The 13,954-nt window shown below is 68.2% G+C and carries 13 protein-coding genes and 1 pseudogene; 7 read left to right on the top strand and 7 right to left on the bottom strand.

All coding sequences use genetic code 11. The features are described 5' to 3' along the window. The first annotated feature begins 25 nt into the window (after positions 1–25). The 4 genes and pseudogenes from HC022_RS03050 to HC022_RS03035 all read left to right on the top strand — a co-directional run bounded on the left by HC022_RS03050 (position 26) and on the right by HC022_RS03035 (position 3,114). The gene (locus tag HC022_RS03050; RefSeq protein WP_167451284.1) at positions 26–286 is read left to right on the top strand and encodes a hypothetical protein; all 261 of its coding nucleotides are present in this window, start codon (positions 26–28) and stop codon (positions 284–286) included. 414 nt (positions 287–700) lie between these two features. Beyond that, positions 701–1,681 carry a TIGR00730 family Rossman fold protein gene (locus HC022_RS03045; protein ID WP_167451283.1) on the top strand — a complete coding sequence of 327 codons (981 nt, stop codon included), beginning with the start codon at positions 701–703 and terminating at the stop codon, positions 1,679–1,681. A gap of 75 nt (positions 1,682–1,756) precedes the next feature. Beyond that, positions 1,757–1,993, top strand: a complete 237-nt coding sequence (locus HC022_RS03040) for an MBL fold metallo-hydrolase (RefSeq protein WP_217703868.1) — start codon at positions 1,757–1,759, stop codon at positions 1,991–1,993. 411 nt (positions 1,994–2,404) lie between these two features. Further along, positions 2,405–3,114, top strand: a pseudogene (locus tag HC022_RS03035) (IS30 family transposase). Between the two features lie 92 nt (positions 3,115–3,206). Here HC022_RS03035 and HC022_RS03030 read toward each other — a convergent pair. The 7 genes from HC022_RS03030 to paaN form a co-directional block, all read right to left on the bottom strand. After that, positions 3,207–5,150 (bottom strand): 3-hydroxyacyl-CoA dehydrogenase NAD-binding domain-containing protein, encoded by a 1,944-nt coding sequence (locus HC022_RS03030; RefSeq protein WP_167451282.1) that lies wholly within the window; start codon positions 5,148–5,150, stop codon positions 3,207–3,209. A gap of 3 nt (positions 5,151–5,153) precedes the next feature. Further along, positions 5,154–5,855 carry an ABC transporter ATP-binding protein gene (locus HC022_RS03025; protein WP_089960297.1) on the bottom strand — a complete coding sequence of 234 codons (702 nt, stop codon included), beginning with the start codon at positions 5,853–5,855 and terminating at the stop codon, positions 5,154–5,156. Beyond that, entirely contained in the window at positions 5,842–6,627 is a 786-nt protein-coding gene (locus tag HC022_RS03020; RefSeq protein ID WP_167451281.1) for an ABC transporter ATP-binding protein, read from the bottom strand. Before HC022_RS03020 ends, HC022_RS03025 begins: the two co-directional genes overlap by 14 nt. Beyond that, positions 6,624–7,580 carry a branched-chain amino acid ABC transporter permease gene (locus HC022_RS03015; protein ID WP_167451280.1) on the bottom strand — a complete coding sequence of 319 codons (957 nt, stop codon included), beginning with the start codon at positions 7,578–7,580 and terminating at the stop codon, positions 6,624–6,626. Before HC022_RS03015 ends, HC022_RS03020 begins: the two co-directional genes overlap by 4 nt. Next, on the bottom strand, positions 7,580–8,452 hold the full coding sequence (locus tag HC022_RS03010) for a branched-chain amino acid ABC transporter permease (RefSeq protein WP_167451279.1): 873 nt from the start codon (positions 8,450–8,452) through the stop codon (positions 7,580–7,582). The genes HC022_RS03015 and HC022_RS03010 overlap by 1 nt, the downstream gene beginning before the upstream one ends. A 68-nt stretch (positions 8,453–8,520) precedes the next feature. After that, positions 8,521–9,669, bottom strand: coding sequence for an ABC transporter substrate-binding protein (locus HC022_RS03005; RefSeq protein WP_167451278.1), 1,149 nt, complete (start codon positions 9,667–9,669; stop codon positions 8,521–8,523). 60 nt (positions 9,670–9,729) lie between these two features. Then, entirely contained in the window at positions 9,730–11,376 is a 1,647-nt protein-coding gene (gene paaN / locus HC022_RS03000; protein ID WP_167451277.1) for a phenylacetic acid degradation protein PaaN, read from the bottom strand. Between the two features lie 96 nt (positions 11,377–11,472). Here paaN and paaG point away from each other — a divergent pair, with 96 nt between their 5' ends. The 3 genes from paaG to paaK form a co-directional block, all read left to right on the top strand. Next, on the top strand, positions 11,473–12,267 hold the full coding sequence (gene paaG, locus HC022_RS02995) for a 2-(1,2-epoxy-1,2-dihydrophenyl)acetyl-CoA isomerase PaaG (protein WP_167451276.1): 795 nt from the start codon (positions 11,473–11,475) through the stop codon (positions 12,265–12,267). A gap of 21 nt (positions 12,268–12,288) precedes the next feature. Next, positions 12,289–12,729, top strand: a complete 441-nt coding sequence (paaI, locus tag HC022_RS02990; RefSeq protein WP_008887838.1) for a hydroxyphenylacetyl-CoA thioesterase PaaI — start codon at positions 12,289–12,291, stop codon at positions 12,727–12,729. Positions 12,730–12,750: 21 nt separating this feature from the next. After that, positions 12,751–13,954 (top strand): phenylacetate--CoA ligase PaaK (gene paaK / locus HC022_RS02985; RefSeq protein ID WP_167451275.1); only part of this gene is annotated, 1,204 nt, incomplete at its 3' end.

Genomic DNA, 13,954 nt, shown 5'->3' with positions numbered 1-13,954 from the left:
TCACCCCATTTCCGGAAGCGAGCCGATGGGCCTCAAGAAGCTGGCGGCCAGACTGGCCGAGTATCGAGAACGTCAGGAAGCCGGTCGCGTCCGCGAGATCCGGCCGGAACACGTCGAAAGGATCCTCGAGAAACTCACGAGGAAAGAGGCCTCGCTCGGCGAGGAGATGGCCGAGACGAGCGACCCCGAGAAACGGACCCGGCTCGAGCAGAAGCGCAAGATCGCGCTGGAGCAGATCGCGCGCGCGGAATGGCTGATGGCACAGGTGGACAAGCCCGCGTCCTAGGTGGTGTGGCCGGGCCCTGCGATCCTGCTGGGGCTCGAGTGATGCTGGTGCGCCGGTTGGCCGGACCGGATCGGGCGCCTCGCCTGGCCCCTACGCGCGCTTTCCACGATGTGCCAGCCTGGCAAGAGGTGGCCGCACCTAGCCGCTGCGTGTCGATGAGAGCGCAACAGTTGGCCGAAACCGGTTTCAGCCCCCTCTCAATGTCGTCCATCGCGGCCTGCACTGCGATCGATACGTCCCGCGGGCGGCAGCCTCCGAGACGCATCGCCGTGACCGATTGATGCGGGTCATACCTGCCGCCGCGCGGGGATGATACGCTTCGCTCAGATCAGGTGCGGAGCTTGCCGGGCCGGGGGGCGGCCTGAGAGCACGGGCCGTGCCCGCATTCACGAATGGCCGTCAGAAGGAGACAGGATGAAAGACCGGAAATCAGCGATACCTGGCAAACCATTTCCGGCGCATCCCACCCGGCGCGAGGTCGATCTGCCTGGCTGCCGACCTCTGGCGCCGGGCGATGACGCGCCTGCGCTTGTCCGCCAGATCATGGCAAACCCCAATTACCGGCTCGCGGACGCGGACGCCGATTTCCTCGACCGCGACGTCATGCGCGGCGCACGGCTTCAGCTCGACTACCAGAAGGCCGAGACGCTTCTCAGGGATCACGGCATCGCCCACTCGATCGTGGTGTTCGGCGGAACGCGCGTGACCGAGCCGGAGCGCGCCGCGGCGACCCTCGCGGAACTGGAAGCCGAGAGCGCCCGCCACCCGGAGGACGCCGATCTGCAGCGACGGTTGCGCGTGGCCCGTCGCCTGAACGACAAGAGCCGGTACTACGACATCGCCCGCGAATTCGGCCGCATCGTCGGCGCCGCCGAGGGCGAGCATGGCAACCGTCTGGCGATCGTGACCGGCGGAGGGCCGGGGATCATGGAGGCCGCCAACCGCGGTGCCGTCGAGGCCGGCGCGCGCACCGTCGGGCTCAATATCACCCTGCCGCATGAACAGCTCCCGAACCCCTACGTCACGCCGGATCTCTGCTTCCGCTTCCGGTACTTTGCCCTGCGCAAGCTGCATTTCCTGCTGCGCGCCAGGGCGCTGGTGGTGTTTCCGGGCGGCTTCGGCACCTTCGACGAGCTTTTCGAGACGCTGACGCTGATCCAGACCCGCAAGATCCAGCCGGTGCCGGTGATCCTCGTGGGGCGCGACTACTGGGCGCGCGCCTTCGACGCGGATTTTCTGGTCGAGGAGGGCGTCATCGACCCCGAGGACCGCGCGCTCTTCTGGTATGCTGAAACCGCGCAGGAAATCTGGGAGGACATCCAGCGCTGGTATGCCCGCGCCGGACGACCGCTGATCGGGACGCCGACCCACACGGAGGGAGGAGCGATGCCATGAAGCTCTCCTTTCACGGCGCCGCGGGGCAGGTGACGGGCTCGTGCCACCTCGTCGAGTGCGCCGGCCGTCGGATCCTTGCCGATTGCGGCCGTGTTTCAGGGCGGTCACGCGCTGCATGACAAGAACGCCGGGCCTTTCGGGTTCGAGCCTTCCGGGATCGACATCGTGCTGCTCACCCACGCCCATCTCGACCATTGCGGGCGCTTGTCGCTGCTTTGCAGGCAGGGCTTCCGCGGTGAGATCATCCCGGCCTCGGCCACCCGTGATCCGGCGCGGCCGGTGCTGCCCGGTTCCGCGCATCTCCACGAATAGGACGCGCGGCGCCACCATCGGCACGGTCATCGTCGCCACCCAGACCGCGCTTTGCGCAGGCACGGACCGGGGCGGTGGCAGCGTCGAAGTGGTCGCAGCGTCGAGGACGTTGCGGAAGAGTGGATCGAGGCTCACGAGGAGACCATCGAACAGGCCTGGCTGGCCGGCAGCGAGTGATATCGATGGCCGTTTGCGGGGCTTGTGCTCCCGTAAACGGTGCCGCCACGGCGCCGAAAGATGCCGAACGGCCTCGGGTTAAGTTCGCGTAAGTCTTTGTTCGGTTGCCACAGGTTGGCGGGATCGAGGATATTACATAATGCCAATTATGAGACTCTGATGGGCCGAGGGGGCCCATTCTCAACTGGGTTGCGACAAATCCCCTATCTTGCTGGAAAGCAAAGAGAACGGACGATGGCGCACGAAGAGCTGGATCTGCCTGAGCGACGCAGGATCGAAGACCTGCTGAACGCAAAGCTGCCGGTCAGCAGGATTGCGGCAGAGATCGGTCGGCATCGTTCGACCATATATCGCGAGATCAAGCGCAATGCCTTTGGCGCAGACACTGAAGAGGTCGCCTGTCTCGGTGGCTACTATGGGATGGTCGCGCAGCGCAAAGCTTCCGATCACCGCGCCCGACGGCGCAAGTTGATCCGGCTGTCCGAGCTGCGCGGCGGTGGTCGACCGCCTCAACAGGCGCAAGAAACCGGTCATGCTCTGCCCGGCGGGCGATTGCGAAGCAATCTGCCGAGAGGGGCAAGATCGTGAAGGCGGTGCGGGAGCTGCCCGTAGCGGGCCGCAGATCCATCACCTTCGACCGCGGGACGGAGTTCGTGTCATGGCCGCACCTGCTGGCGCAGCCCGGAACCCGAACGTGGTTCTGCGACCCCTCCTCACCCTGGCAGAAAGGCACAGTCGAGAACGCCAACCGCTGGCTTCCAAGGCAGCGAGACGTCGCGGCCATGACAGAGCCCGAGCTGAAGCAACTCTGCGACCAGCTCAACAACACGCCTCGAAAAGGCCTTGGATGGAGGACCCCGGCCGAGGTCTTCTGCGAAAAGATGATGGAGGAAATCGACCGGCGCCCCTCCCCTCGCAGGTCATGGCAGTCGCGCTTCAAGTAGCGCACACAGGGGTCCATCCAACCCACACCTGTCCTGTAACCGGATCTTGCCCCCCGGCTCGGATGCCGAGGGGGCTCTGTCCGATGTCAGCCTCAGCGAGCTGAAGCCGTCAAGCCCGCCGCGAACATCGGGCCGCCTTTCCAGCGGGGAAAGCCGTAGCCGTGGACCTCGACCAGGTCGATGTCCTGCGGGGACTGCGCGATGCCTTCGCGCAGGATCGCCTCGCCCTCCGCGGCCATCGCGCCGACCAGGCGGTCGGCGATCTCCGGGCCCGACAGCGCCGCGCTGCCGGAGACGCGGTCCGCAAGAAGTGTCGCCACCGAGGCAGACGGTTTCGGCGTGCGGTCGCCCTCGGCGTAGTCGTACCAGCCGCCGCCGGTCTTCTGGCCCTTGCGACCGGCGCGCACGAGGATGTCGCCCAGCGTTTCCGGCACCGCCTGCCCTTCGGCCCGCGCGCCCTCGCGCTGGAGGAAGGCGATGTCGAGACCGCCCAGATCCTGCGCCTCGAACGGACCCATGCGGAAGCCGTAGCCGCGCATCGCGGCGTCGATCTCGGCGATCGCAACGCCCTGCGTCACCAGCGCTTCGGCCTCGGCGCGGTAGCGCTTGAGGATGCGGTTGCCGATGAAGCCCTCGCAGATGCCCGCCTGCACCGGCATCTTGTTCAGCGCCCGCCCGAGCGCGAACCCGGTGGCGAGCACGTCGGGCGCGGTGTCGGGCGTCGGCACGATCTCGAGCAGCTTCATGATGTGGGCGGGGCTGAAGAAATGCAGCCCGATGAAGCGCGACGGATCCGGCAGACCCTCGGCGATGGCGCGCGGATCGAGATAGGAGGTGTTGGTCGCCAGCACCGCGTCCGCGCGGCACACCCGGCCCAGCTCGGCGAAGACGGCGCGCTTGACGCCGATCTCCTCGAAGACGGCCTCGATGACGAGGTCGGCGTCTGCCAGCTCGGCATAATCGGTGCTGCCGCGGACGCCCGCCATGCGCCCGGCCCGGTCCTCTGCGCTGAGCTTGCCGCGCTTGACGGCGCCGTCGAAGATCTTGCCGACATTGGCCAGTCCGCGCGTGACCGCCTCGTCGTCGCGTTCGATGAGGAGGATCTCCATCCCGGCCTCGCGGCAGGCCCCGGCGATGCCCGCGCCCATGGTGCCGCCGCCGATCACGCCGACGGTCCTGACGGGGCGCGGCTCGACGCCCTTGAGCGCGGCGGGTTTCGGCGCCGCGCGCTCGGCGAAGAAGATGTGCCGCAGCGCCGCCGCCTCGTCCGATCCGCGCAGGTCGAGGAAAGTCTCGCGCTCATGCGCCATGGCCTCGGCAAAGCCGTGTTCTGTGGCGAAGCGCAGGCTGTCGAGCGCGCGCAGCGGCGCCTGATGCCCGGGCTTGGCGGCGCGCTTGCGGGCGTCCTGCCAGAAATTCTCGGGCATCGGCGTGAGCGGGCGCTGCGACACCGGCAGCGGCAGTTCGGCATCGAGCGCGGCGCGGGCGAAGGCCACCGCGTCGCGTTCGAGATCGCTCACCACCGCGTCGATGAGCCCGGCCTTCAGCGCCTTGCCGGCAGGCATCGGGCGCCCGCTCGTCACCAGATCCACGGCCGTCTCGATCCCCGCGAGGCGCGGCGTGCGCACCGTGCCGGAGGCGCCGGGAATGACGCCCAGCGTGACTTCGGGCAGGCCCACCCGGGCGCTCTCGACGGCGACGCGGAAGCGGCAGCCCATGGCGATCTCGAAGCCGCCGCCAAGCGCCGCGCCGTGGATCGCCGCGATCCAGGGCTTCTCGGCCCCCTCGATCCGGTCGACCACGTCGGGCAGGTGCGGCTCGACCGGCGGCTTGCCGAACTCACGCACATCCGCCCCCGCAAGAAAGGTCCGCCCGGCGCAGATCAGCACCGCGGCCCGCACCCCGGGGTCGGCGTCGAGCCGGCCCACCATCTCGAAGAGCTCCCTTCGGACGGCTTCCGAGATCGCGTTCACCGGCGGGTTGTCGAGGGTGACGACGGCGATCTCGCCGTCGCGGCGGACAGTCAGGAGTGTCATGGTTCAGAGTCCCAGATAGGCTTCACGGATGCGCGGATCGGCGATGAGGTCGGGCGCGGCACCGGTCATGGTGATCCGCCCGGTTTCCATCACGTAGCCGCGGTCGGCGATCTTGAGCGCACCATAGGCGTTCTGCTCGACGAGCAGCACCGTCACGTCGCGCTCCTTGAGCGATTTCACCACGTCGAAGATCTGCGCCACCAGAAGCGGCGCCAGACCCATCGACGGCTCGTCGAGCAACAGGCAATGCGGCCGGCCCATCAGCGCGCGGGCGATGGCCAGCATCTGCTGCTGCCCGCCCGAGAGCCCGCCCGCCGCGAGGTTGCGCTTTTCCTTGAGGATCGGGAACATGGCGAAGGCGTCGGCCATGTCGCGGTCCACCCGCTCGTCGGTGAAAAGGAAAGCGCCAAGGCGCAGGTTCTCCTCGACCGTGAGATTGGTGAAGATCTGCCGCCCCTCGGGCGACTGCGCGAGCCCCCGCTTCAGCCGCTTGTGGGCGGGCACCGAGGCGAAGCTCTCGCCGCGGAAGACGATGGTGCCGTCGCTCACCGGCTGGGTGCCCGAGAGGCACTTCAGCAGCGTGGTCTTGCCGGCGCCGTTGGCGCCCACCACGGTCACGATCTCGCCCGAGCTGACCTCGAGGTCGAGCCCGTGCAGCACCTCGATGCGCCCGTAGCGCGAGCGCAGCCCCTCAACCGTCAGCATGGGCAGGCTCCTCCTCTTCGGTGCCGAGATAGGCGGCGATCACCGCCGGGTCGCGCGACACGGTGGCCGGGTCGCCCTCGGCGATCTTCTCGCCGTGGTCCAGCACCACGATGTGGTTCGAGATCCGCATCACCAGCTTCATGTCATGCTCGACCAGAAGGATGGCGATGCCCGACGCCGCGAGCTCGGCGATGAGGTGGTCGATTTCCTCCGTCTCGACGGCGTTGCAGCCCGCCGCCGGTTCGTCGAGCAGCAGGATCTTCGGGTTCAGCGCCAGCGCGCGGGCGATCTCCAGCCGTTTCAGCGCTCCGTAGCTGAGGTTCCCGGCAATCTGCTCCGCGGCCTTGTCGAGCCGCACCCTTTCCAGCAGCTTGCGCGCCCCTGCCCGCGCCTGGGCCGCACGGCGCTTCATGCCGGGCAGCGACAGCAGGTCGGCCCAGACCGAGCCGCGCTCGCTGAGGTGGTACCCCGCCAGCACGTTGTCGAGCACCGTCATCTCCTGGAAGATCTGCAGGTTCTGGAAGGTGCGCGACAGGCCCATCTCGGCCAGCCGGTTGGGGGCGATGCCGGTCACCTCGGTGCCGTTCAGCGTGACCGAGCCGCGACCGGGATGGTAGACGCCCGAGATCATGTTGAAGAGCGTGGTCTTGCCGGCGCCGTTCGGCCCGATGACCGAGACGATCTCGCCGGGGGCGACCTTGAAGCTCACGTCGTCGACCGCCTTCAGCCCGCCGAAGCTGATGCCGAGGCCCTGTACGTCCAGAAGGCTCATTCGTCCCTCCCCTTCAGGCGCCGCGCGATCGAGGGCAGAAGCCCCTGCGGCAGGAAGATCATCACCAGCACCATGACAAGTCCCAGCACCAGCTGCTCGTACTCGGCAAACACCGTCAGCACCTGCGGCAGCAGCGTCAGGATCGCCGCGCCGAAGGTGGCGCCGAGCACCGAGCCCACGCCGCCGAGCACCGCCATGGTGACCATCTCGACCGAGTGCATGAAGCCCGCCACGTCCGGCGTGATGTAGCCGTTCTGCAGCGCCAGCAGCGAGCCTGCGACCGAGGCGTAGACCGCCGAGATCACGAAGGCGCGCAGCTTCTGGCGCGGCACGTCGACGCCGACGGTCGCGGCCGCGACCTCGGATCCGTGCAGCGCCCGCATGGCGCGGCCCGAGGGGCTGTCGAAGAGGTTGAGCGCAAGCCAGGCCCCGACCAGCAGCACGACGCCGCAGATCATGTACCAGAACTCGCCGCCCGAGAGCCGCCAGCCCATGTCGCGCAGCAGGTCGCGCAGCCCGAGATCGGCGACGTTCATCCCGTCCGGCCCGCCGGTCAGCGCCCGCTCATTGGTCAGCACCATCGACACGAGGATGCCGAAACCCAGCGTCGCCACCGCGAGATAGTAGCCCTTGAGCCGCAGGATCGGCTTGCCGATCAGCGCCGCCATCACGCCCGAGACCACCGCGCCAAGCAGCACCGCCAGCGCCGGATGCAGCCCGAGATGCTCGGGCGCCAGCGCGCAGGCATAGGCGCCGATCCCGGCGAAGCCCGCGTGGCCGAGGCTGATCTGCCCGGCGTAGCCGATCAGGATCACCAGCCCGACCACCGACAGCGCGTTGACGAAGATCAGCGCACCGACGCGGTAGTAGTAGCCCGAGGGGAAGAACAGTGGCAGCAGCGCGATGAGCAGCGCCAGCACGCCAAGCGAAATCCATTTGTTGCGGCCGGCCATTACACGCGCTCCGTCGATTTGCTGCCGAAGAGGCCCTGCGGCATCACGAAGAGCACACCGAGGATGACGATGAAGGCCACCGCCTCCTTGTACTGCGAGCTGAGATAGCCCGCGGTCAGCGCCTCGAAGCAGCCGAGAAGCAGCCCGCCCACCAGCGCGCCCTTGGGATTGCCCATGCCGCCCAGCATGGCGGCGGCGAAGCCCTTGAGCGCCAGCGCGACGCCCACGTCGTAACCCACCAGCGTGATCGGGGTGACCAGCACGCCGGCAAAGGCGCCGATGGCCGCCGAAAGCCCGAAAGAGAGCGTCATCACCCAGCCGGTGTTGATCCCGACGAGCTGCGCCGCGACGCGGTTGTTGGCGGTGGCGAGCACCGCCTTGCCGGTCAGCGTGCGGGTGAAGAAGATCCAGAGCCCCACGAAGACCGCCAGCGCGCCGCCGATCACCCACAGGCTCTGCGGCAGGATCGTTGCGCCCAGAACGTGGATCGGATCGTCGCCCGAGAAGGACGGGAAGCGGTGCAGCTGCTTGTCGAAGACCAGCTGCGTCGCGCCACGGATCACGATGGACGCGCCGATGGTGATGATGATGAGCGAGACCACTGGCGCGCCGCGCGCCGGCTCGATGGCCAGCTTGTTGAGCGCTACGCCGATGGCCGAGGCCACGAGGATCGCGAGCAGCGCCGCCAGCGGCAGCGGCAGTCCGGCCTCGAAGGCAAAGACGGTGATCATCCCGCCCAGCATGACGAATTCGCCCTGGGCGAAGTTCACCACGTCGGAGGCGTTGTAGATGATGGTGAATCCCAGCGCCACGAGCGCGTAGACGGCGCCGACGGTCAGGCCGGAGAACAGGAATTGCAGCAGGGCGTCCATAGGGGCTCCCAAGGCGATGCGGAAAGGGGGGTACGGCTCCGGGCGCGTGGTCCCGGAGCCGAAGCGGGTCAGTCGACGGCCAGCCAGTCGCCGTCCTTGATCTCCAGCATCCGGAAGGCGCTGAGATCGAGGCCGAGGTGATCCTCGGGCGAGAAGCTGTAGGTGCCGGTGGTGCCGACGAGGCCGTCGGTCGCTTCCAGCGCGTCACGGATCGCCTGCGGATCCTCGCTGTCACCGGCGCGGGTGATGGCGTCGACGATCAGCGCGAAGGCATCATGCGCATATCCGCCGAAGGTCGAGACGTCCTGGTCGTACCTGGCCTTGTAGGCCTCGGTGTAGGTGGTCACCACGTCGTATTGCGCGTCGTCCTCGGCCAGCTTGTCGGCGATCAGCAGCGCGGTGCCCGGCAGGCGCAGCCCCTCGGCGGCATCGGCGCCGGCGAGCTCGATGAACGCGTCCGAGGCGACCCCGTGACTCTGGTAGAGCGGGATCTCGAAGCCGAGCTGCGCGACGTTGCGGGTGACGATTGCCGGGCCCTGGCCGAAGCCCGGGTTCAGCACCGCCTGCACGCCGTCGGTGTTGCGGATGCGGGTCAGCTGCGGCGTCATGTCGGCGTCCTGCGGACCGTAGGTCTCGTCGGCGAGGATCTCGATGCCGTGCTCGCCCGCGACCTCCTTGCACTGCGCCTGCATCGACGCGCCGAAGCCGTCGGTGCCCGAGATCATGCCGATCCTGGTGATGCCCTGCGCCTGCATGTCGGTGAAGATCTTCTCGCAGGCCATGCGGTCGGTGTGCGGGGTCTTGAAGACGAATTCGCGCACCGGATCGATGATCGAGATCGCACCGGCCAGCGAGATGAAGGGAATGCCCTCGTCCTCGGCCACGGACAGGATCGACATGGTGGTGCCGGTGGTCGAGCCGCCGATGATCGCGACGACCTCGTCATCCTCGACGAGGCGGGTGGCGAAGGTGCGCGCCTTGTTGGGGTCGCCGCCGTCGTCGTAGAGCGTGAGGGCGATCTCCTCCCCGTTGATCCCCCCTTCCTCGTTCAGCTGTTCGACCAGCATCTCGATGGTCTTGGCCTCGGGATCGCCGAGGAAGGCCGCCGGGCCGGTGGCCGAGACGCTGACGCCGAGACGGATCTCGGCCTGCGCGGCGCCCGCGAGGACGCCGAGAGCGGCGAAGGTGGCAAGCGCGGTGGTGGTCTTGGACATCATGGTAACTCCTCCCAGATTGGTGTCCGTCGAAAGTCGGGTGCCGGGGCTCCGGTCAGGCGGTTAGGCCGCCTTGGGCCAGCGGATCATCACGCGCCGGAAGCGGGGCGCGACGAAGGCGGTGTCGGTCAGGCTGGCATTGCCCGCCGGGTTCGCCCCGGTGACGTGGAAGTCGGAGAAGGCCGCCGACTGGTTCACGTAGATGTTGCCGGTGAGGTTCACCGAAAGGTTCACGCCGGCCTGTGCAAAGGCCCGGGCTGCGCGCGTGACGAGCGCGTCGTCGGCGGCGTAGAGCGCGGCGGTGATCTCCCCCTTGCGGCGGGCGATGCCGGCGGCGCGGGCGATGGCCTCCTCTGCGCCGTCGCAGGGCACGAGGAACGAGACCGGGCCGAAGCATTCTTCGTTCTGCGGGCCGTCCTCGCCCTCGACCGCGACCAGAAGCGGCGTCGCGCTCCGGCCATGGCCGGTCTGGCCGCTGTCCCGCACCACCCTGCCCGCGCCGCGCGCCGAGGCGATCCGCTCGAGCGTGGCAGGGTTTACGATGGTGCCGCAGACGCCGGCGGCGCGGTCCGGATCCGAGAGCAGCGCGTCGATGGCTGCCGTCAGCCCGGCGGCCACCTCGTCGAAGCTCTTGTGTCCCTCGTCGGTTTCGATCCCGCCGCGCGGGATGTAGAGGTTCTGCGGCGAGGTGCACATCTGCCCCGAGTAGAGCGACAGCGAGAAGGCGAGGTTCGCGCACATCCCGGCGAAGTCACTGATGCCGGTGATGGCCACGGAATTCACACCGGCCTCTTCCGTGAAGACCTGCGCGCGGCTGTTGGCGCGGATCCAGTCGGCAAAGGCGGTGGAGCCGGTGTAGTCGATCAGCGCGACGCGCTCGTCGGTCGCCAGATCCTTGGTGATCTCGGCGCCCGGCGCGTCGGCGGCCAGCAGCACCGCGTCCTGCGGCAGCCCGGCTTCGGCGAAGACCTCGCGCAGAACCCGCACGGTCAGTGCCAGCGGCAGGATGGCGCGCGGGTACGGCTTGACGATCACCGGGTTGCCGGTGGCGAGGCTCGCGAAGATGCCCGGGTAGCCGTTCCACGTCGGGAAGGTGTTGCAGCCCACGGTGAGCGCGATGCCGCGCGGCACCAGCGCCCAGTGCTTCTCGATCACCAAGGGCGCGTGGCGGCCCTGCGGCTTTTCCCAGACCGCGTGGCGGGCGCTGCGGGTCAGCTCGGAATAGGCCGTCGCCAGCGCCTCGAGCCCGCGATCCTGCGCGTGCGGTCCGCCCGCCTGGAACGCCATGGCAAAGGCCTGCCCGGTGGTGTGCATCGTCGCGTGGCCGAGCAGGAAGCTCATCCGGTTGAGCCGCACCAGCGCCTCGAGCAGCGCGCCGGTAAGGGCCTCGACCGAGGCGTCTGCAAGGCCCGGCGCGGCGGCGTCGGAGGCGGCGATCAGCGTCTCGGGCGCGGCGGCGGGATAGGTGATGCCAAGCGCAGGCCCCCAGGGGGATACCTCCGCCCCGACGCGCCCCTCCTCGGGATGGCCAGGCAGATCGAAGGCCGCGCCAAGCAGCGCGGCGTAGGTCGATTCGCCCTCGTCCTTCGCGGTCTCGCCATAGTTCTTCCCGCTCGGGACCTCGGGAAACGGGGTCCAGAATTCGCGCGTTTCCAGGGCCTTCAGGGCACTTTCCAGCAACGGACGATGGCGGGTGAACAGGTCTGTCATGGCTCCTCCCAAAGCTTGAGCAGCATCATTGACCGTCCGGTCGGTTTATGCAACAGTAAATGTCACGGGCCCTGTGGAGGGGGCCGGGAGGACCACATGACGACATCGCAAACCGTACTGGCAGAGCTGGACTCCGGCGTTCTGAAACTGACGCTCAACCGCCCGGAAAAGCTCAACTCCTTCAACGAGGAGATGCATCTCGCGCTGCGTGCGCAGATCCAGCGCGCCCATAACGAGCCCGAGATTCGCGCCGTCCTCCTGACCGGTGCCGGCCGCGGCTTCTGCGCCGGGCAGGACCTTGGCGACCGCGACCCGCGCAAGGGGGGACCGAAGCCCGACCTCGGCCACACGATCGAGACCTTCTACAACCCCACGCTCCGCCTGATCCGCGCGCTCGAGAAGCCGGTGATCTGTGCCGTCAACGGTGTGGCGGCGGGCGCAGGCGCGAACATCGCCTTTGCCTGCGACATCGTGCTGGCGGCGAAATCCGCGAAGTTCATCCAGGCCTTCTCGAAGATCGGGCTGATCCCGGACGCGGGCGGCAGCTGGTCGCTGACCCGCATTCTCGGCGAGCCGCGCGCCAAGGCGCTGACGCTCACCGCCGAACCGCTGATGGCCGAGACCGCCGCCGACTGGGGACTTATCTGGAAGGCGCTCGACGACGACACGCTCATCCCCGAGGCCGAGGCGCTGGCGGCGAAACTGGCCGCCGGGCCGACGCTGGGGCTGGGCCTCACCAAGCGGCTGATCCAGGAGGCCGCGACAAACGATCTCGACACGCATCTCAACCGTGAGCGAGACTGTCAGCGCGAGGCAGGCCGGTCCGACGACTACGCCGAGGGCGTCACGGCCTTTCTCGAGAAACGTCCTGCCAGCTTCCGGGGGAAGTGAGCCATGAAGGACACCCCTGACATGACCGCCCAGGAACTCGCCGAGGCCTGCGCCCGCGAGATGTGGAACTCAGACAGCGCCTCGCAGCGGCTCGGCATGGTGCTCAAGCACATCGCACCGGGAGAGGCGACGCTCGGGATGGAGCTGGGCCCGGCGATGACCAACGGCCACGGCAACGCCCACGGCGGCTACCTCTTCACGCTCGCCGACAGCGCGTTTGCCTTCGCCTGCAACACCTACAACGAGATGACCGTCGCGCAGCATTGCTCGGTCACCTACATCACCCCGGGCGCGCTCGGGGACCAGCTGACGGCCACCGCGCGCGAGATCTCGCGCAAGGGCCGGTCCGGCATCTACGACGTGACGATCACCCGGGAGGACGGGACCGTCATCGCAGAATTCCGCGGCCATTCGCGGACGCTCAGCAGGCCCCTGCTGCCCGGGACGCGGGCGGAGGGCTGACCCATGAAGGGAGGAGACACCATGACCGACATGACCCCGATGAAGGAGATCCTCGACCCGATCGAGATCGCCAGCCGCGACGAGATTTCGGCGCTTCAGCAGAAGCGCATGGCCTGGTCGCTGCGACACGCCTACGAGAACTCGCCCTTCTATCGCAAGCGCTTCGACGAGCACGGCGCGCATCCGGACGACTTCAAGACGCTGTCCGACCTCGCCAGGTTCCCCTTCACCATGAAGCAGGACCTGCGCGACACCTACCCCTTCGGCATGTTCGCCGTCCCGCGTGAGCAGCTGGTGCGCATCCACGGCTCGTCTGGCACCACCGGCAAGCCCACCGTCGTGGGCTACACCCAGAAGGACATCGACACCTGGGCCGACTGCATGGCGCGCTCGATCCGTGCCTCGGGTGGCCGCAAGGGCGACATCTGCCACGTGGCCTATGGCTACGGCCTCTTCACCGGCGGGCTTGGCGCCCACTACGGGGCCGAACGGCTGGGCTGCACCGTGGTGCCGATCTCGGGCGGCATGACCGAGCGGCAGGTCACCCTGATGCAGGATTTCCGCCCGCAGATCATCATGGTCACGCCCTCCTACATGCTCTCGATCCTCGACGAGTTCCGCCGCCAGGGCATCGACCCGCGGCAGAGCTCGCTCAAGGTCGGCATTTTCGGCGCCGAGCCCTGGACCAACGCCATGCGCGAAGAGATCGAGCAGGCCTTCGACATGCACGCGGTCGACATCTACGGCCTGTCCGAGATCATGGGCCCCGGCGTCGCCAACGAATGCGTCGAGACCAAGGACGGGCTGCACGTCTGGGAGGATCACTTCTACCCCGAGATCATCGATCCCACGACGGGCGATGTGCTGCCGGACGGCGAGATGGGCGAACTGGTGTTCACCACGCTCACCAAGGAAGGCCTGCCGATGGTGCGCTACCGCACCCGCGACCTCACCCGCATCCTGCCCGGCACCGCGCGCTCGATGCGCCGGATCGAGAAGATCACCGGCCGCAGCGACGACATGATCATCCTGCGCGGCGTCAACGTCTTCCCGACCCAGATCGAGGAGCAGATTCTGAAATGCGAGGGCCTCGCGCCGCATTTCCAGATCGAGCTCAGCCGCAAGGACCGGATGGACGTGATGACCGTTCACGTGGAATGCACCCCCGCCCGCTGCGATGCGGACGCCCGCGGCGCCTCGGCGAAGGAGCTGTCGCACCACATCA

Origin of the sequence: Salipiger sp. HF18 (assembly GCF_011806505.1) — a bacterium.
Lineage (GTDB): Bacteria > Pseudomonadota > Alphaproteobacteria > Rhodobacterales > Rhodobacteraceae > Salipiger > Salipiger thiooxidans.
This window is presented reverse-complemented; position numbering and strand designations above follow the sequence as displayed.

What these genes read in the sequence shown, in the direction of transcription:
- HC022_RS03050 (WP_167451284.1), top strand. Translation starts at nt 26, where the DNA reads ATGGGCCTCAAGAAGCTGGCGGCCAGACTGGCCGAGTATCGAGAACGT.
- HC022_RS03045 (WP_167451283.1), top strand. Translation starts at nt 701, where the DNA reads ATGAAAGACCGGAAATCAGCGATACCTGGCAAACCATTTCCGGCGCAT.
- HC022_RS03030 (WP_167451282.1), bottom strand. Translation starts at nt 5,150, where the DNA reads ATGACACTCCTGACTGTCCGCCGCGACGGCGAGATCGCCGTCGTCACC.
- HC022_RS03025 (WP_089960297.1), bottom strand. Translation starts at nt 5,855, where the DNA reads ATGCTGACGGTTGAGGGGCTGCGCTCGCGCTACGGGCGCATCGAGGTG.
- HC022_RS03020 (WP_167451281.1), bottom strand. Translation starts at nt 6,627, where the DNA reads ATGAGCCTTCTGGACGTACAGGGCCTCGGCATCAGCTTCGGCGGGCTG.
- HC022_RS03015 (WP_167451280.1), bottom strand. Translation starts at nt 7,580, where the DNA reads ATGGCCGGCCGCAACAAATGGATTTCGCTTGGCGTGCTGGCGCTGCTC.
- HC022_RS03010 (WP_167451279.1), bottom strand. Translation starts at nt 8,452, where the DNA reads ATGGACGCCCTGCTGCAATTCCTGTTCTCCGGCCTGACCGTCGGCGCC.
- HC022_RS03005 (WP_167451278.1), bottom strand. Translation starts at nt 9,669, where the DNA reads ATGATGTCCAAGACCACCACCGCGCTTGCCACCTTCGCCGCTCTCGGC.
- paaN (WP_167451277.1), bottom strand. Translation starts at nt 11,376, where the DNA reads ATGACAGACCTGTTCACCCGCCATCGTCCGTTGCTGGAAAGTGCCCTG.
- paaG (WP_167451276.1), top strand. Translation starts at nt 11,473, where the DNA reads ATGACGACATCGCAAACCGTACTGGCAGAGCTGGACTCCGGCGTTCTG.
- paaI (WP_008887838.1), top strand. Translation starts at nt 12,289, where the DNA reads ATGACCGCCCAGGAACTCGCCGAGGCCTGCGCCCGCGAGATGTGGAAC.